This is a genomic window from Nonomuraea sp. NPDC005692 (genome assembly GCF_040631115.1).
Lineage (GTDB): Bacteria > Actinomycetota > Actinomycetes > Streptosporangiales > Streptosporangiaceae > Nonomuraea.
Map to the genome: position 1 here is coordinate 1 of NZ_JBEXYU010000033.1, position 17,830 is coordinate 17,830.

Here is a 17,830-nt window from a genome sequence, read left to right on the forward strand (position 1 = left end):
CCCGCCCATCCACCGATCGGTGGATGGGCGGGACGCCGCTCCCCCGTGATGCTCGGATCATGACAGTCATCGAGATCGACGACCTGCGCAAGAGCTACCGGCACACCCGGGCCCTCGACGGCCTCTCCCTGACCGTGGAACGCGGCGAGATCTTCGGGCTCGCCGGGCCCAACGGCGCCGGGAAGACGACGGTCGTGGAGTGCGTGTCCGGGCTGCGGCGTCCCGACGGCGGCAGCGTACGCGTGCTGGGCCTCGACCCGCAGAGCGACCGGCGCGCGCTGCTCCAGCGAGTGGGCGCCCAGTTGCAGGAGGCCGCACTCCCCGACGGCATCAAGGTCGGCGAGGCCCTGCGGCTCTACGCCTCCCTGTACGACCGCCCGGCCGACTGGCGGGCCATCATGGACGAATGGGGCCTCACCGACAGGAAGGACGCCCGCTTCGGCGGCCTGTCCGGCGGCTGGAAGCAGCGCCTGTTCATCGCGCTGGCCCTGGTCGGCGACCCCGAGGTGGTCCTGCTCGACGAGCTGACCACCGGCCTCGACCCCGACGCCCGCCGCACCACCTGGGGGCTGATCCGGGCCATGCGCGACCGCGGGATCACCGTCGTCCTGGTCACCCACTTCATGGACGAGGCCGAGGCGCTGTGCGACCGGATCGCCGTCGTCGACCAAGGCCGGGTCGTGGCCGAGGGCAGCCCGCCCGAGCTGATCGGCCGGGCGCGGGCCGCCTCCCTGGAGGACGCCTACTTCGCGCTGACCGGGAGGGCCGAGGCATGAAGGGCTTCACGAGGGTCGTCGCCGTCGAGCTCAGGCTGGGGTTGCGCGATCCGATGTCGGCGTACTTCGCGCTGGGCTTCCCACTGGTGATGCTCTGGGTCAAGCTGCGCGGCGGCGACCGGCCGCTGCCCGGCGGCGAGCGGCTGGTCGACGCCACCGTGCCGATGCTGATCGTCTTCGTCGTGGGGCTGGCCGCGCTGGTCGTCCTGCCGGCCACGCTGGCCCAGTACCGGGAGCGCCGGGTGCTCAAGCGGCTGCGGGCCACGCCCGCCACGCCGTTCATGCTGTGCGGCGCCCAGTGGGCCGCGCACATGCTGCTGGCGGTGCTCGGCAGCGTGCTGCTGGTCGTCCTGGGCGTGGCCGGCTACGGGCTGAGCGCGCCCGCGAGCCTGCCCGGCGTGCTGCTGGCCTGGCTGCTCGGCGCGCTCAGCCTCGGCGCCGTCGGGCTGCTCCTGGGCGCGCTGGCCCCCAGCGGACGGGCGGCGACGGTGATCGGGCTCGCCCTGTTCTTCCCGATGGTGTTCCTGTCCGGCGCGGTGATCCCTCGCGAGACCATGTCGGGGTCGATGCGGGCGATCGGGGACCTGACGCCCATGGCGCCCGCCGTCCAGGCGATCCGCGACGGCTGGTCGGCCGGTGCGCTGCCGCCGCTCGCCCTCGGGATCATGGTGGCGGTCGGCGCCGTCGCGGGCGGCCTCGCGGTGAGGGCCCTGCGGTGGTGAGCCGGTGGGAGCGGGCCATCTCGGCCCTGCCGTACCTGCTGGTGCTGCTTCCCGCGCTGTTCTCGCTGCTGCGGGTGTGGCGGGTCGAGGTGCTGGCGCTGGCGCTGTTCGCGGCGGCCTGGCACTGGTTCGTGGTGGCCTTCCGGCCCGGCTGGACCGCGCGGGCGTGGGTGGTGGCCGGGTACTTCGTGGTGCTGCTGGCGGTGGTCGCGGCGCTGGTGCGGATGGACACGGTCTTCACCGTGACCGGGGTGGGGGTGTTCGTCCAGTGCTTCGCGCTGCTGCCGGGGTGGTGGGCGTACGCCGGGGTCGCGGTGACGGTCGGGACGCTGGTCGCCGCCCGTCCGCCGGCCGGTCGCGCTCCGGTCGAGCTGCTGGCCTCCTTCGTGGTCGGGGTGCTGGTCGCGTCCATGACCGGGCTGGTCTTCCAGACCATCTCCGAGCAGAACGCGCAGCTCAAGGAGAAGAGCGCCAGGCTGGCCGCGCTCGCCGAGGAGAACGCCGACCTCCAGGCCCGGCTCCTGGTCCAGGCCCGCGAGGCGGGCGTGCTGGGCGAGCGGCAACGGCTGGCCAGGGAGATCCACGACACCGTGGCCCAGGGGCTGACCGGCATCCTCACCCAGCTGGAGGCCGCCGACGAGGCCGCCGGAGCGACGCCCGCGGTGCGCGCGCGGCTGGCGACCGTACGGGAGCTGGCCAGGGAGAGCCTGACCGAGGCCCGCCGCTCGGTCCAGGCGCTGCGCCCGGCGCCGCTGGCGACGGCGGCGCAGCTCGGGACCGCCCTGTCGGAGGTGGCGGCGGCCTGGTCGCGGGCCTGCGAGGTGTCGGCCACAGTGTCGGTCACGGGCGACGCCCGGCCGCTGCACACCGAGGTCGAGAGCACGTTGCTGCGGGTGGCCCAGGAGGCGCTGGCCAACGTGGGCAAGCACGCGCGGGCCTCCCGGGTGGGGATCACGCTGTCCTACATGGAGGACGTGGTGGCGCTCGACGTCCGCGACGACGGGTCCGGCTTCGCCCCGGGGCCGGGCGGCGGCTCGGGCAGCGGCTCGGGCGGCGGCTTCGGGCTGGTGGCGATGCGGCAGCGGGTCACCCGCCTGGCCGGCAGCCTCGCCGTCGAGAGCGCCCCTGGCCAGGGCACGGCGATCTCCGCTACCGTTCCGGCCATCCCCGCCGACCCGGGAACGTGAGCCATGCCGGTACGCCTGATCATCGTCGACGACCACCCCGTGGTCCGCGACGGGCTGCGCGGCATCTTCGAGACCGACGGCTTCGAGGTGGTCGGCGAGGCGGCCGACGGCGCCGAGGCGCTCGCGGTGGCCCTGCGCACCGCCCCCGACGTCGTGCTCCTCGACCTGCGCATGCCGGGGCCGAGCGGCGCCGAGCTCATCCGCCTGCTGCGCGAGCAGTGCCCTGGCACGCACGTGCTCGTGCTGACCACCTTCGGCGACGACGCCGACGTGGTGCCCGCGATCGAGCAGGGCGCCACCGGCTACCTGCTCAAGGACACGCCGCGCGCCGAGCTGCGCCGGGCCGTGCTGGCCGCGGCCCGCGGCGAGAGCGTGCTGTCGCCGGCCGTGGCCGGGGTGCTGACGCGGCACGCGCACCCCCCGGAGCGGCGCGAGCTGAGCCCGCGAGAGCTCGAAGTGCTCGGCCTCATCGCCCGCGGCGCGACCAACCGCGAGGTGGCCAGGAAGTTGTTCGTCACCGAGGCCACCGTGAAGACCCACCTGCTGCACGTCTTCGCCAAGCTGGAGGTCAACGACCGGGCGGCGGCCGTCGCGGCGGCGTACGACAGGGGCCTGCTCAAGCCCGCCTGACCGGCCGGGGCCGTGAAAGTTTCAGCGCCGATTGACGGGCCGGACCCCACGTCGCATGATCATGCTTGCCTCCTGGTCAGGAGGGGGCGTCGAGCCATACCGCTACCCACGGCGAGGTACCCCGATGCCTGGCAAGATCCTGCCCAGGGCCGCGACCGCGGCCCTCCTGACCCTCACCGCGCTGATCGCTCCCCCGGCGCGCGCCGACGACGTCACCCCCGTCACGGTGACCGTCAACGCCCGCGCCGCCCTGGCCACCGCCCCCGAGACCGGCATCGGTTCCAACCATGCGATCTGGGACGCGAACCTCGGCACCGACCAGACCGCCGACCTCCTCAAGGACGCCGGCGTCAAGCTGCTGCGCTACCCCGGCGGCTCCTACTCCGACATCTACCACTGGGCCGACCACACCGCCCCCGGCGGGTACGTCGCCCCGAACACCGACTTCGACACCTTCATGCGCGGCGTACGGCGTACCGGCGCGCAGGCCATGGTGACCGCCAACTACGGCACCGGCACCGCCGAGGAGGCCGCCGCCTGGGTCCGGCACGCCAACGTCACCAAGGGCTACGGCGTCAAGTACTGGGAGATCGGCAACGAGAACTACGGCAACGGCCACTACGGCAGCGCCTGGGAGGCCGACGACCACGCCGACAAGAGCCCGGCCGAGTACGCCCGTCACGTCGTCGCCTACGCCGACGCCATGAAGGCGGCCGACCCGACGATCAAGGTCGGCGCGGTGCTGACCACCCCCGCCAACTGGCCCGACGCCATCACGGCCGAAGGCGACGACGGGAGCTGGAACAAGGTCGTCCTGTCCCTCGCCGGACCGAAGATCGACTTCGTGATCCTCCACTGGTACCCCGGCGCCCTGGACAGGGCCGGTCAGGTGCCCGACATGATCCGGCTCACCCGGCAGCAGCTCGCCGCGTACGCCGGGCCCGGCTCGGACCGGATCGGCATCGCGATGACCGAGTTCAACACCGGCTCCAGCAGCAACGGCACGAACACCCAGCCCGGCGCCCTGGCCGCCGCCGACGCCTACGCGAGCCTGCTGGCGAACGGCGTGTTCACCGTCGACTGGTGGAACGTGCACAACGGCATCGGCAACGTCACCGAGGTCGAGGGGCACACCGACTACGGCGACTTCGGGCTGCTGTCCAGCGGGGTCTGCAACTCCTCCGGGGTCTGCGAACCGCCGCTGAACACGCCGTTCGCGCCCTACCACGCGTTGCGGATGGTCAGCGTGTTCGCCCGGGCCGGTGACCAGTTCGTCAGGGCGGCGACCGACCAGCCGAAGGTCAGCGCGCACGCCGTCCGGCGGCCGGACGGCGACCTGGCGGTCATGCTGATCAACACCTCGCCGGACACGTCCTACCCGGTCGCCGTGGACTACGCGGGCTTCACGCCGGCCACGGGCGCGCCCACCGTACTGACGCACGTCAACGGCGCGACCGCCATCACCACCTCGACCACCGGCACCGCCACCAGCCAGACGCTGCCCCCGCTCTCCCTGACCACCGTCGTCGTGCGTCCCGCCGCGCCCCCGACCGGCCTCCCCGGCGCGCCCGGCCGCCCGACGGCCTCGAACGTCACCGACCGGGCCGCCGCCGTCTCCTGGCCCGCCGCCGCCCCCGGCGCCCGCCCGATCGTCAAGTACGAGCTCCACCGCCAGAACGGCGCCGTCAGCGAGCAGCTCGGCGAGACCGCCGGCACCTCCTACACGGTGGGCAACCTCAAGCCCGGCACCACCTACACGGTCAACGTGATCGCCCGCGACAGCGGCGGCGGCGTCTCCTGGGCCTCACCGCCCCTGACCTTCACCACCGGCACCCCGGCGACCAGCTCCTGCGCCGTCCGATTCACCGACCAGACCGACTGGGCCAGCGGCTACGTCGGCGCCGTCGAGATCACCAACAACGGCGCCCCGGTCAACGGCTGGACCCTGAGCTTCAGCTGGCCGAGGCCCTGGCAGAGCCTCGGCAGCGGCTGGAGCGCCACCTGGACCCAGACGGGCTCGACCGTCAAGGCCGTCAGCGAGCCCGGCAACGCCTCCCTGGCCACGGGCGCCTCGACCACGATCGGGTTCGTCGGCAACTACGCCGGCCCGAATCTCCTGCCCACCGTCTTCACCCTCAACGGAACCGTCTGCACCACCAGACAGTGACCCGGCTCCCCGCACCCGGCCCTGGGCCACGGACTCGTGAGCCGGGGCCGGGTGCGCGGCGAAGGCCCTTCAGGCCCGGCCCGGCCGTCATCACAGCAGGCAGGGGCTCTCGCCGCCGTCCGGTCTGACCGTCACCACAGCAGGAAGGGGCTCTCGGGGCCGTCCGGTCTGGCCGTCACCACAACATCCAGGGACTCTCGGCGCCGCCGCCGAACGCCGCCGTGCCCGTCCGCCGCCACCGCTGCCGCACGTCATGCTTGGCCCGGATGGCCGGCGCCGTGGTGGTGAACGGCCCGCAGGTGGCGACCTCGCCGTCGTTCCTCGGGGACACCCCGGAGCAGGTGAAGGGCTGGGAGACGTTGCGGTCCGCGTCGGTGTTGTAGAGCTGGACGTGCACGTCCGACCGGACAGAGCTCGCCCCTCGGATGCGTCCCATCAGGTAGAAGACGTCGCCCACCATGGCCATGCAGGGCGACATCTCCACGCCGCTGCCCGCGGAGATCCACGAGCGGCATTTCCAGTCCGGCTGGGAGCTGCGCGGCGGGGCGCCGTCACCGTCGGTCTCGGGGTCCACGGTGTGCGGGGCCTCCGTCTTCCGGTCGGCCGGCGTCCGGCGGGGGTCGGCGGTACGGTTCGGCGTGGGGTCCGTCGTCGCGTTCGGCGTCCGTTCCGGGACGGCCGTGCCCGGCGTGCGGACGGACTCCTTCGGCGTCTTCTTCGCCGACGACTTGAGCGGTTCGTCCTCGGTGCCGGACGTCTCCTCGTCCGCCTCCGACGGGACAGGGGTCTGCTTCGCCGTCCCGGGGTCGACGGGTGTCGACGTGCCGACCGCATCGGGCGACCTGGACACCGAGAGCCCGGCCGCGTCGTTCACGGCCCCCGCACCCGGCGTCCGCCATGGGGCCATGACGGCCACCGCCGCCGCGGTCAGCGCCACCGCCGCCGTGGTGCTCGCGATGACGACCAGCCGCCGGCGGGACCGTCCGGACGGCTGCGCAACCGCCTTGCCCGCCTGGCCGGCGGCGGCCCGCCCCGAGGGTGGAACCGTACCGACCTGGGCGGCCGCGGCCCGCCCAGCGGACGGAACCGTGCCGTCCCCACCGGCGACGCCCGAGGCCGCCCCGGCCCCGGCGATCTCCCCAGAGGCCGCGCGCGGAGCAGGACCCTGAGCGGGCTCACCGGGCGGCCCGGCGGCGGCCGGCGAGGAACCCGGCGGCGGCCCCGGCAGCGGCTCGGACGTCGCGGACGGGGCGTCCGACCTGCCGACCCGCGGCAAGGCGGCCAGCCCCGCCACCACCGGCCCCGCCTCCCGCAGCGCCACCGCCACCTGCCCGGCCGCCGGACGCCCCGCCGGATCCTTCGCCGTGCAGGCCGCGATCACCGACCACAGGGCGTCGGGCATCCCGGGCAACCGCCGCGGCATGGCCATCGCATGCTGCCGGAGCAGGGCCATCGGATGCTCACCCACGAACGGCGGACGCCCGGCCAGCAGCTCGTAGAGGATCAGACCGGCCGCATAGACGTCCACCGCCGGCGTGGGTGCACCGCCGTCGGCCACCTCGGGCGACAGGTACGTGGGCGTGCCGATGATCGAGGTGGTCTGCGTCAGCCCCGGCCCGAGGACGATCCGGGCGACCCCGAAGTCCGTCAGCCGGACCTGCCCCGTGGGCCCGTCGATCAGGACGTTCCCCGGCTTGACGTCCCGGTGGACGACGCCCGTCGCGTGCGCCGCCGCCAGCGCCTCGGCGACCTGGGCCATCAGCTCGGCGGCCATGGCCGGCGGCAGCGTGCCGTGCTGCTGGAGCAGGCCGCGCAGATCCCCGCCCTCGACGAGGTCCATCACCAGCGCGAGCCGCTCCCCCTCGATGACGAAGTCGCGCATCGTGACGATGTGGGGATGGCGAAGGGTGCGCAACACATTGCGTTCCTGCACGAACCGCAGCACCAGGTCCTGGTCGCCGACGAGGTTGCTGCGCAACAGCTTGACCGCCACGATCTCGCCGGTCTCCCGGTGCCGTGCCCGCCAGACGGTCCCCATGGCCCCGGCGCCGATCTCGTCGAGCAGCACGTACCGGCTGCCCAGGAACGCCTCGGCCCCACCCTCGTCCATCGCCCGCCTTTCCCCCGAACAGTGGGGATCACAATAGTCAGGATGATCCAGACAAAAAAGATCAACGCCTCCGCGGCCTCACAGCACGCCCCCGGCTGACCAGGCCCCCCGGCCGCGCACCCCGCCGGGCCAGAACCACCCCCACAGCCCAGCAGCGAGCACAAGGCCCGCACCGGCCTCCGTCCGGCCTGTCACCCAACCCACCCAACGATCAGCCGCAACGCCGCCAACGCACCGAACAGCCGCCCCACCCCCACCAGACCCCCTCAGAAGACCCCACCCTCAGCCCCACCAGCGCCCTTCGAAGGCCCCATCCTCACCCCCACCAGCGCCCCCGCCCTCACCCCACAAGAGCCCCTCTGATGGCTCCACTCCAGCTCACACCTGTGCCGTGAGCAGGGCGTCCGCGAGACCCGTGCGGGCGTAGAACACCGTGCGGCCCGCCCGGTGAGTGCTGGTCAGCCCGGCGGCCCGCAGCGCGGTGAGATGCTGCGACACCCCCGCCGCGGACATCCCCGACCGCTCGGCGAGCTCGGTGGTCGAGGCCGGCGAGTCGAGTTCGGCCAGGATCAACGCCCGGGAACGGCCGATCACGGCGGCGAGCGCGTCCATGGGCGCATGCCGCCGCGACTCCCACAACGCGCCGATGCCACGCGCCGGGTAGGCGAGCTGCGGCGGCTCCGACGCGACGGACCGCGTCAGCACCCGCGGCCACGCGAAGACCGACGGCACGAGAAGCAGCCCCGCACCGGTCTCGATCCTGGTGATCGCACAGTGCCGCTCTGCCAGCCGGAGACCGCCGCTGTCCCAGCGCACGGTGTGGTGGAGCTGGTCGAGCGTCCGCGCCGTACCGTGCTCGGCCACCTGGCGGCCCCGGTGGAAGACGTCCGCGTCCAGCACCGACCGGATCCGCGCCCAGTAGGGCGCGATCGCGAGCTCCCAGTAGGTCTCGATCTCCGCGACGACCTTGGGCAGGTACGCCCGGGGATTGCGGTGCAGGTTCCGCAACCGGGGCGGCAACCGGCCGTCCCGCTCGGCGGACAACAGGTCGAGGTCTCGTCGTACCTGCTCGGGGTCGGTGGCCTCGATGGCCGCCAGTTCGTCGGGCAGCTCGTGGGACGCGGTCGTCGGATTGAGAAAGTCCGGGAAATGGCCGACGGGCGCCACCATGTCGGCCAGCCACCCACGATCGAGCCCCGCCGCCGCCACCCGGGGACGCACCTGCTCGGCCCACCCACGATGAGGATCGGGCACCGTGGCCGCGGCCAGCGCCCGGCAACTCGTGACGACCTCCCACATGGACGAGACGGCGAACCGGGTCTCGGCCAGATCGTTCACCGAAAAGGCCAGCCGCGCCTTCATCCCGCCTCCCGGAGGTCCACGATTCGGTCAGAGCTTAATCAATGGACGCCTACCTCGCGGCCCGGCAACATCCCGGACCAGGCACCCACCGAGCCATGGTGCCGGACTCCGAACACCCCGAAGGCGGTCACCCACATGTCTGTGGACAACTCCTCCTCCGCTTCTCCCTCCTCTGAGAGGAAGGCGGACCTCTTCCGCAAGCTCAGCGCCGACTCCGTACTGATCCTCCCCAACGCCTGGGACGCCGCCAGCGCCGCCGTGATCGCCGCAGCCGGCGCCACAGCCATCGCCACGACCAGCGGCGGCGTCTCCTGGTCCCTCGGCCGCGGCGACGGCCAGCACCTCACCCGCGACGAGATGCTGCAAGCCGCCCAGCGCATCGTGAACACCGTGGACCTCCCCGTGACGGTCGACATCGAGGGCGGCTACGGCCCCGCCCCCGAGGACGTCGCGGACACCGTCCGGGCCGTGGCCGGAGCCGGTGCGGTGGGCGTCAACCTGGAGGACTCCCAGGCCGTCGGCGGCCCGCTGTTCGACCTCGCCGACCAGACCGCCAGACTCCACGCGGCCCGGGAGGCGGCGGCCGCGGCGGGCCTGCCCGGACTGTTCGTCAACGCCCGCACCGACGTCTTCCTCTTCGCCATCGGCCCCTCCGCCGGCCGCCTGGACGAGGTGCTCAAGCGCACGGCGGCGTACGCCGAGGCCGGCGCCGACGGCATCTTCGTCCCCGGCCTCCTCGACCTCGACGCGCTGGCCACCCTGTGCGCCGAGTCCCCGCTCCCGGTCAACGCGATGGCCGTCGCCGGCGGCCCCACGATCGCCGAACTCACCCAGGCCGGCGTCCGCCGGATCAGCCTCGGCACCGCGCTCGCCCAAACCGCCTACACCGCCGCCCGCCAAGCCGCCGCCGAACTCCTCACCACCGGCACCTACGACTCCCTGACCGACTCCCTGGACTTCAGCACCCTGAACACCCTCTTCCACCCTTGACCCCACCCCGACAGCCGAGCCCTGGCCGCCGCCACGCCATGCCCCGAGCCGTCGATAACGCGACACGCGGCGGCCCACCGCTGGCCAGGCGAACCCGGTGACACCGTCATCGGGCGCACTTCGCTATGACCCGATCCCGGAGTACGCGAACGTAGTCGAATCCCCGGCCCTCCAACCGCCGCACGACCCACTGAGCAGCACAATCGTCAGGATCGAGTTCCCGTAAGTGAGATCGAAGGCTCTCGATCGCGATCCTTGGATTCCTCACATTCGCCCGGTCTCCGTCGCCGGCACCCATGCGAGAGTCACGCCTTTCTGCGACTCCCCTTTGCGGTAGATCTCGCGGGCGTCGCGTCCCTGCGCCCATCGCCGGGCGTACGGGGCAGCCTCGACCACGATGCCGTCACGCACGACCAGTCCAACAGTGGCGCGGTGCGTGGACCACCAGATGAGGCCATTCCTGAAATCGTCATCCACGACCGAACCGTAGCGGCGGCATACGACACGGCTAACGGCGTGGACGAACTGGACCTCGACGCCCCGCCGCACATCGTCGGCCACAGCGACATCGCGGCCACCATGACGATCCACGCACACGCCTCCAGAAGGGCGAAGCGAAAGGCTCTCGGCACGCCCGACGACTGTGCCCGTCACTCGCAGCGCTCGAAGACGAGCTCCACGCCACGCCTCCTTCGTCAAAGTCGGCATCGCGCTGGGAACCGAAAGGCACAGGCTCAGAGCCTCGTCCAGCGCCATCTCGTTCCCCAGCCTGGGCAAGAAGCGCCTCGACAGGCTCAACGCGGCCGACGTCCGCCAGTTCGTGACGTCGTTTCGGTCCGGCTGCCTGTGTCGCCAGCGCGGATGGGACAAGGCGCGGAAGCCGTCCGAGCACTTCGCCAAGAAGAGCGGCGAGTGTTGTGCCTACAAGATCGAGCCTCGGATGGTCCAGTTCATCCACACCGTTCTGAGGAACGCCCTGGGGAGCGCCGTCCGGAAAGAGATCACCGCGCAACGTCGCGAAGCTCATCAAGATCTCGCCCCCAGTACAAGGTCAACCGTGGCCTCACGGCCACTCAGGCGTCAGGGGCAGGGTCGAACTGCCGACCTTCCGCTTTCAGGCGTAGCAATCGTCCTGCTCCTCATCTGCTACGAGGACTCAGCCGGCCGTCCGTGGTGCCCTTCGTGTGAGTTTGGTGACCGACGTTGCCGTCAGCGTTGCCGTCACGGAACCCGCCGTACCCTGCCGCAGGCCTCGACCAAGGAGAGCCACGGCGGGTCCGGCCTCTTGAAGGCCGAGGGAAATGTCAGCACTGCCTACATCATGTAACCAAGATCCAGCCACGCCCTCTTCGTGCGGGATAGCGTGATCGTTCGTGAGATTTGCGACGGTCCTCGTCCTCCTGCTCGCGGTCTGCGGCGCGGACGTACAGGCGACGTGGGCGGCCACGTGGCGGCTCACGTACGCGGTGCGGGGATGGACCGGCACGATGGGCGCCACAGGGCAGGGACAGGCCTGGGCCCTCCTCCAGCACGGCAGGCAGCAGACCAGCTCGACGATGCTCCGCTGGGACGGCGCCTCCTGGCGGGCCACCGTGCTGCCGAAAGGCGCCAGCGCCTACAACGCGCGCTTCGCCGCCTCCCCCTCAGGGGACGACCTGTGGATGTTCTCCGGGGACCGCCCGTTCCAGCTGACCGGCGGCCAGTGGGTATCCCGCCCGTGGACCAGCAAGTACGAGCGCGGATCCGTCGCCGTCGGAGCCAAGGACGACGTCTGGATTTCCGAACACGGTGGCCCGGACGACTACTCCGGATCAGGACTCAGCCATTGGGACGGCCGCTCGTGGAAACCGGTCCCCAAGCCGAGCCCGTACGGCGACCTTGACCAGGTCTCGCTCGTCGCCGCCCCCAACGGGGGCGAGGCATGGGCACTGATCCATCCTCCGGGAGCGACAGCGGCGATACGGCGGAACGGCTCCGGATGGGTCACCGCTCCCCTGCCTCCCGCGCCTGGTTGCCCCCCTTCCCCCACCGGGGGCTTCTACGGCATGGCGGCCCGCGCCCACGACGACGTGTGGCTGGTGACGCAGGGCGCATACGAGCGGTCCGGGTCCTGCGAGGTGCCCGACCGCGGCATGATCGTGCGCTGGGACGGCACCGCGTGGAGGTGGCTGAACCTGCCGTTGGCCAAGACCTGGCTGCCTGCCGTCCGCGCGGACCGGGTCGGCGGCGTGTGGGTCGCCGCCAACCCCGCCCACGCGCAGTCGTACGTGCTCAACTTCCGCGGTGGCCGCATGACCAGATCGACGCTGCCCGCGGGAGGGGGGTGGGCGGGAATCGTGGACATCGTCCCGGAACCGAACAGCACCCGGCTATGGACTCTGGCCCGGCGTGTGGACGGCACCCTCCTGATCTACGAGCTGACCTGACCGCCCATCATCACAGCACCGTGGCCCTGCCGGTGGGACAGCCGGATCAGTCCTCGATCTCCCCACGGGGAGCCGTTCCGGGCTGAAAATCGGGGTAGTGGCTTCGAATACCGCCCCCGAAGATGCGACCTGTCTGGATGACCGGACCACAATGCTTTCCCCCGTACGGCATTCCTCGTGGACGGCGTGCGGAGTCGATGGCCTGCCTGCCCCGGGTCGCCCGATGGTGTCGATCAACCGGTTTGGCCTCGCACCGTGACCGCATGGGTGCCCTGCGCGGCGAGCACCCGGTGATGACGATCAAGGATGATCTCGTACTCGTCTTCGGTGTCGGCGTACCGCTGTCCCACCGAGTTCGCCACGCAGTGGTGAGCGACTCCACCTCGTCGTCCGTCACGGTAACCCCTGTCTGGAAGGCAACAGTGAGCAACCGTCTTCTCAGCCCAGAGGGCCCATAGATCATCTAGCCGGATCTGTCGCACGGAACCTGAGACCTGACATGTGTGCGGGCTGACGCTCACCTCAACACGACACTCACCTCGAGCCCCGCGAAGATCGTCTGAATGGCGTCGAAAAAGGTCGGAGAGTGGTCCACCTGCTCCAAGAGCGTCGACGGAGCCCGTCGCGCAACTTGGGAGTCGCTCCAGACCAAGGTGAACGGTGCCGTTGCCCCGAACCCTCCGCACAGACAGTCATTCAGGGCATCGAGATTCCAACCGAAATAGCCCCCCGGCCCGTTGACGGCTTCTCCGACTGCGAGGTAGAAGGAGGTCATATCAGTGACGTGAGCTCCATCGAGGCAATAAACACGTCCTGCCGGACGATCCACTGGACCCATCTGCCGGAACCTGCTGCGGCCGACAAGGGTCAGCCATTCCCGTCTGCCCTCCGAGTCGTACACCGCCCACTGGTTGATCTGGTCAGGCCGGGCCGTCCGCCAGCGCTCCCAGATATGCCGCGTGCCGGCCTGCGGGCTGTCGTAGCCCCACTTGGCGATGATGTCCGCCCGTTCGGAGCCGAGCCGCGAGGGCCGCCACTCGATGATCTCGCTCACCCAGAAGTCCGCAAGAGGCTCTCCTGCCGCGTCGAGCATCCGAAGCCCTTCCAGCCAGAGAGGATTTCTCAGGCGGTACCGATTGGAACTCCCCAGGTAGTCACGTAACCGCTGAGAAGGAAGGCATCCCAGAATCTCGACCGTCACAGGCCCATCGCCCTCCGCCGCCTCGACGAAGACACCCTCGGCATCGAGGCAAGTGCCGAGAACGCGCCCATCTCCGTCGATCAGCAAGAACTTCGGCTGACTGATATCCACGGACCCGATCCTCATGCATGCATCCGAGACGTTGCTGTCAGTGGATACCAAAAAGCCCCGAACGGTAATCCGCTCGGGGCTTCCTTGTTGTTCAAAGCTGGTGGTCAGGGGCAGGGTCGAACTGCCGACCTTCCGCTTTTCAGGCGGACGCTCGTACCAACTGAGCTACCTGACCCAGAGCGGTCCTGACGGGACTTGAACCCGCGACCTCCACCTTGACAGGGTGGCGAGCACTCCAAACTGCTCTACAGGACCTTGCGTTTCTTGCGTTTCTTTCTGTTTGCGCTTGCTTAGCTTACCAGCTTCCCGGTGGCCTTTCGACCAGCCGGTTCGCGGTGCGCCAAACACTCGCAAGTGCCCCCAACGGGATTCGAACCCGTGCCGCCGCCTTGAAAGGGCGGTGTCCTAGGCCGCTAGACGATGGGGGCTCAGGATTCCCTGTCGCCTTCCGTCGGAGACCTCTGAAGCATAGGGGACGATTGCCCTTGATGCCAAAGTGGCTGACCGGCGGTCGGTGACGCAGTGCCAGTGACCGTTCCCGTTGGCGACGGGGCGTTCGTTGGCTCCGGAGAAATCATACGTTGTGGGTCGGCCTCCACGTGACGCTGGATGTACACCGACTGCTCCCCAAGGCCGCCCAGCGTGATGTCGTCCCAGGCACGCAGGCGGCGTGTCTCCCGGTCGAAGTACAGAACCGAGGCCTGTACGGGCGTGGGCTGGGCGTGTTCGAGCGCCCGCAGGCCGGCGCCGCCGGTCGAGCCCTGGACGAGCATCCGCGAGCCGGACGGCAACATGGACGTCGACCGGTCATGCGTGTGACCGGCCAGGATCATGGGCGTGGCCCCGCTGAAGCCGCGGCCGACGACAGGGTCGTGGACGGCCACTACGTCCGCCTTGTCCACGTTGGGCAGGTGTGAGCGGGCGAATTGTTGGAGCGCGTCCGGGTCCGAGTCGACGGCCACCGATTTGTCGGGGGTGAACCGGGGGTCGCCCAGGCCGTAGATGCGCAGGCCCGCGACCTTTTCCACCCTGTCGTCCAGGACCACGGCGTTCTTCTGCCTCTCGACCGCCTTCTGGGTGATCATCGAGTCGTGGTTGCCCCGTACGTACACGTACGGCACCCCGAGGCGGCTGATCTCGTCGACAAACTTGTTCTCCGGTTTGGTCCCGTGGTCCGAGATGTCACCGGTGTCGATGATCATGTCGACGGCGAACTGGTCCTTGAGCGAGCGGATGACGTTCCAGGCGATGGGGTTGATGTGGATGTCCGAGACGTGCAGGACCCGGATGGAATTGGGGTCGGCGTCGTACAGCGGCAGGGTCGAGACGGTGTCGTACAGCTTCGAGACGTTCGTGACGAGCTTGGTCAGCTGCGACCGGTACGACTCGAACTTCGTCACGATCGACTCCGCGCTGCCCACGAGCGACGGCGCCGCGGCGACCAGACCCGAGTAGCGCGGCTCCACGAGCGAGTTGGGGCGGAACGTGAGGGCGGCGAGGGCCCCGGTGGCCGCGAGGCCCACAGAGGCCGCCAGAAGCCCCACCAGAGCCGTCCTGGGGCGCCTGTAGACCATCAGGACGGCGATCAGGGCCCCCGCCCCGGCACACAGCATGCTGCGGATCGCCAGGGCGCGCACACCGTCCAGGAGGTCGCTCTCGATGAGGCCCGGCAGGCGGTCGGCCAGTTTGGGGTCCTCGATGAGCGCCTTGGCGCGCTCCTGGTCGATGTTCTCCAGGGTGATGCGGAGCCTGAGCGGGGCGTCGTGGGTCTGGAAGGTCAGCGTGCCGAGGGGGCTGGCGTCGACGACCGTCTCGCCGTTCCAGGCGGGTCTGAGCGACATGCCCGTCTCGACCGGGCCGACCTGGGCGTGCACGGTGCCGCTCAGGAAGATGCCCAGCCACGCGCCGGCAGCGGCCACCAGGAGCACCGCCACGGCCCTCGTTGCACGTGATCGAATGACTGCTTTCAACCTGTCAGCGAACTTCATACAGTTTCTTGCATACCTGACCGACAGGGCAGAATGGCATGCGTGATCGAGGTTTCGCGGGAGAAGTTCGAGGAACTCGTGGCCGAGGCTTTGGACACGATCCCCGCCGAGCTCACCCGCGTCATGAGCAACGTCGTCGTCACGGTCGTCGATGATCCGCCAGAGCCCCACCTGCTCGGCCTGTACACCGGTGTCCCCCTCACGGAGCGCGGCGACTGGTACTCAGGTGTCCTGCCCGACCGGATCGAGATCTACCGCAATCCCATATGTCAGATATGCAAGACAGAAGAGGAAGTCGTTAACGAGGTGCGCATCACCGTTGTCCATGAGGTGGGACACCATTTCGGGATCAGCGATGACAGACTTCACGAACTGGGCTGGTGACCCTTTGCAGCCCGTTGACTTCTTTGGGTTGCGCCTTGCCTCATGATCGGGCACCTTAGGTCACATAGCGAACACGGTGAGTCAGGCACAGCGGAGTCCAATGGGGGCCATGCAGGCAGGTAGGCCGCCGGGACGGCATCGCCGTGCCGAGACAGACCAGGCCACCTACGGCGAGGTCATCGCCATCCGGGAGTTCCGGGCACTCTGGTACGGCCAGGGCCTCTCCCTCCTCGGTGACCAGCTCGCCCAGGTGGCGCTCGCCGTCCTCGTCTACTCCCGCACGGGGTCGCCCCTGGCCACCGCGGCCGTCTACGCGCTGACGTACCTTCCGTCGATCGTCGGGGGGCCGCTGCTGGCGGGGCTGGCCGACCGGTTCGCGCGCCGGGGCGTCATGATGACCTGCGACGTCGTCCGGGCGGTGCTGGTCGGCGTGATGGCGCTGCCGGTGATGCCGTTCTGGGCGTTGTGCGTGCTGGTGTTCTTCGTGGTGCTGCTCAGCGCCCCGTTCTCGGCGGCGCGCGCGGCGCTGCTGCCCGAGGTGCTCGAAGGCGACCGGTACGTCGTCGGCTCGGCGTTGCAGAACATGACGAACCAGGCCGTACAGATGCTGGGTTTCGCCGCGGGCGGAGCGATGATCGCCACCCTGGGCCCCTACCGGGCGCTCGCGCTCGACGCGGCCACGTTCCTCGCCTCGGCCCTGATCCTGGTTTCCGGGGTGCGCCCGCGGCCGGCCGCCGGCCAGGACGGCGCGAAGCCGTCCATGTGGGCGATGACCAGGGCGGGAGCCCGACTCGTCTTCGGCTCGCACAGGTTGCGAACGCTTGTCCTGTTCGCGTGGTTGTGCGGCTTCTACATCCTCCCTGAGGGCCTCGCCGTGCCCTATGCCGCCGAACTCGCCACGGGGTCGTTGTCGGTGCCCGTGATCACCGGTCTGCTGATGGCCGCGATGCCGACGGGCACGGTGGTGGGCGCGTTCCTGTTCAGCAGGTTCGTGACCCCGGCGCGGCGGCTGCGGCTGATGGGGTGGATGGCCATGCTGAGCTGCGCGCCCCTGGCCGTGACGGCGCTCCGGCCGCCGCTCGCGGTGGTGCTGGCCGCGTGGGTTCTGTCGGGGATCGGTGGGGCGTACCAGCTCGCGGCGAACGCGGCGTTCGTCCAGAATGTGCCGCCGGAGCGGCGCGGCCAGGCGTTCGGGCTGGTGCAGTCGGGGTTGATGGCCGTGCAGGGGATCGGGATCCTGGTCGGCGGGTTCGCGGCGGAGAGACTCGGTCCTGAGCTGGTGGTTGCGCTCTCCGGCATCACCGGAGTGATCGCGGCGGCCGTGCTCGCCCTGATGTGGACCGAGTCCCGGGACGACCGTGATGCCCAGGAGCTGCCCGCCCGGGCGCCGGCCTGATCACTGCTGCGGCTTGTGCTCGCCGGTCCAGTCGGTGGCGTTCCGCTGCTGCTGCTTGCTGATCAGGTCCTGGACGATCGAGGTGTCCCGCTCCTCGTCCGGCAGCAGGAGCCAGCCGATCGCGTACACGCCGACGCCGACCCCGCCGAACAGGGTGGCGATGGCGAGGGCGACCCTGATCAGGTTCGCGTCGATGCCGACGTACTCACCGATGCCCGAGCAGACGCCCGCGACGATCCGGCCCTTGTTGGTGCGGCGAAGCTTCTTGACGTTGTGCTCGCTGTATTCGTTCATGTCTCAAGACTGCCCCTGGGGCCGGTGTTAGCACATCAGGATTGTCCCTGGTAGAACCCTGGTAACCCCTTACGCGAGGAGAGGAC

16 protein-coding genes and 3 tRNA genes are annotated in these 17,830 nt (G+C 70.5%); 9 read left to right on the forward strand and 10 right to left on the reverse strand.

The genetic code is table 11. The annotated features are described in order from the left end of the window. Window positions 1–59 precede the first annotated feature (59 nt). The 5 genes from ABZ459_RS42450 (at window position 60) to ABZ459_RS42470 (ending at window position 5,482) form a co-directional block, all read left to right on the forward strand. The gene (locus tag ABZ459_RS42450; protein ID WP_357983510.1) at window positions 60–776 is read left to right on the forward strand and encodes an ABC transporter ATP-binding protein; all 717 of its coding nucleotides are present in this window, start codon (window positions 60–62) and stop codon (window positions 774–776) included. Beyond that, complete coding sequence (locus ABZ459_RS42455) at window positions 773–1,498, forward strand: ABC transporter permease (RefSeq protein ID WP_357983513.1); 726 nt, start codon at window positions 773–775, stop codon at window positions 1,496–1,498. Before ABZ459_RS42450 ends, ABZ459_RS42455 begins: the two co-directional genes overlap by 4 nt. Next, window positions 1,495–2,685: a sensor histidine kinase gene (locus ABZ459_RS42460; protein WP_357983515.1), complete on the forward strand. Its 1,191-nt coding sequence runs from the start codon at window positions 1,495–1,497 to the stop codon at window positions 2,683–2,685. Before ABZ459_RS42455 ends, ABZ459_RS42460 begins: the two co-directional genes overlap by 4 nt. Window positions 2,686–2,688: 3 nt before the next feature. Beyond that, complete coding sequence (locus ABZ459_RS42465) at window positions 2,689–3,315, forward strand: response regulator transcription factor (protein WP_357983517.1); 627 nt, start codon at window positions 2,689–2,691, stop codon at window positions 3,313–3,315. A 124-nt stretch (window positions 3,316–3,439) separates the two neighbouring features. Further along, window positions 3,440–5,482, forward strand: coding sequence for a cellulose binding domain-containing protein (locus ABZ459_RS42470; protein WP_357983520.1), 2,043 nt, complete (start codon window positions 3,440–3,442; stop codon window positions 5,480–5,482). Between the two features lie 175 nt (window positions 5,483–5,657). Here ABZ459_RS42470 and ABZ459_RS42475 read toward each other — a convergent pair whose 3' ends face one another. Both ABZ459_RS42475 and ABZ459_RS42480 read right to left on the reverse strand, forming a co-directional pair. Beyond that, window positions 5,658–7,592 (reverse strand): protein kinase, encoded by a 1,935-nt coding sequence (locus ABZ459_RS42475; RefSeq protein ID WP_357983522.1) that lies wholly within the window; start codon window positions 7,590–7,592, stop codon window positions 5,658–5,660. 378 nt (window positions 7,593–7,970) lie between these two features. Then, the gene (locus tag ABZ459_RS42480; protein ID WP_357983525.1) at window positions 7,971–8,954 is read right to left on the reverse strand and encodes a DUF5937 family protein; all 984 of its coding nucleotides are present in this window, start codon (window positions 8,952–8,954) and stop codon (window positions 7,971–7,973) included. Between the two features lie 135 nt (window positions 8,955–9,089). On the opposite strand from ABZ459_RS42480, the gene ABZ459_RS42485 reads away from it, so the two are divergent. Next, window positions 9,090–9,944 carry an isocitrate lyase/phosphoenolpyruvate mutase family protein gene (locus ABZ459_RS42485; RefSeq protein WP_357983528.1) on the forward strand — a complete coding sequence of 285 codons (855 nt, stop codon included), beginning with the start codon at window positions 9,090–9,092 and terminating at the stop codon, window positions 9,942–9,944. Window positions 9,945–10,208: 264 nt separating this feature from the next. Here the strand turns inward: ABZ459_RS42485 and ABZ459_RS42490 are convergent, their stop codons facing one another. Continuing rightward, window positions 10,209–10,700, reverse strand: a complete 492-nt coding sequence (locus ABZ459_RS42490; RefSeq protein ID WP_357983531.1) for a hypothetical protein — start codon at window positions 10,698–10,700, stop codon at window positions 10,209–10,211. 617 nt (window positions 10,701–11,317) lie between these two features. Here ABZ459_RS42490 and ABZ459_RS42495 point away from each other — a divergent pair. Continuing rightward, on the forward strand, window positions 11,318–12,370 hold the full coding sequence (locus ABZ459_RS42495; RefSeq protein WP_357983534.1) for a hypothetical protein: 1,053 nt from the start codon (window positions 11,318–11,320) through the stop codon (window positions 12,368–12,370). A gap of 233 nt (window positions 12,371–12,603) precedes the next feature. Here the strand turns inward: ABZ459_RS42495 and ABZ459_RS42500 are convergent, their stop codons facing one another. The 6 genes from ABZ459_RS42500 to ABZ459_RS42525 form a co-directional block, all read right to left on the reverse strand. Then, window positions 12,604–12,732 (reverse strand): hypothetical protein, encoded by a 129-nt coding sequence (locus tag ABZ459_RS42500; protein WP_357983537.1) that lies wholly within the window; start codon window positions 12,730–12,732, stop codon window positions 12,604–12,606. 155 nt (window positions 12,733–12,887) lie between these two features. Next, window positions 12,888–13,682, reverse strand: coding sequence for a barstar family protein (locus ABZ459_RS42505; RefSeq protein WP_357983540.1), 795 nt, complete (start codon window positions 13,680–13,682; stop codon window positions 12,888–12,890). 98 nt (window positions 13,683–13,780) lie between these two features. Continuing rightward, a tRNA-Phe gene (locus ABZ459_RS42510) sits at window positions 13,781–13,857 on the reverse strand. 5 nt (window positions 13,858–13,862) lie between these two features. Beyond that, window positions 13,863–13,937: transfer RNA gene (locus ABZ459_RS42515), tRNA-Asp, on the reverse strand. 100 nt (window positions 13,938–14,037) lie between these two features. Beyond that, a tRNA-Glu gene (locus tag ABZ459_RS42520) sits at window positions 14,038–14,110 on the reverse strand. Further along, a complete protein-coding gene (locus ABZ459_RS42525; RefSeq protein WP_357983543.1) occupies window positions 14,111–15,616 on the reverse strand; it encodes a metallophosphoesterase in 1,506 nt (501 codons plus the stop codon). 96 nt (window positions 15,617–15,712) lie between these two features. On the opposite strand from ABZ459_RS42525, the gene ABZ459_RS42530 reads away from it, so the two are divergent. Together ABZ459_RS42530 and ABZ459_RS42535 are read left to right on the forward strand one after the other, a co-directional pair. Next, window positions 15,713–16,054 carry a metallopeptidase family protein gene (locus tag ABZ459_RS42530; protein ID WP_352360967.1) on the forward strand — a complete coding sequence of 114 codons (342 nt, stop codon included), beginning with the start codon at window positions 15,713–15,715 and terminating at the stop codon, window positions 16,052–16,054. A gap of 109 nt (window positions 16,055–16,163) precedes the next feature. Next, complete coding sequence (locus ABZ459_RS42535) at window positions 16,164–17,450, forward strand: MFS transporter (RefSeq protein ID WP_357983546.1); 1,287 nt, start codon at window positions 16,164–16,166, stop codon at window positions 17,448–17,450. Here ABZ459_RS42535 and ABZ459_RS42540 read toward each other — a convergent pair whose 3' ends face one another. After that, window positions 17,451–17,744 (reverse strand): PspC domain-containing protein, encoded by a 294-nt coding sequence (locus ABZ459_RS42540; protein WP_357983549.1) that lies wholly within the window; start codon window positions 17,742–17,744, stop codon window positions 17,451–17,453. Between the last annotated feature and the right edge of the window lie 86 nt (window positions 17,745–17,830).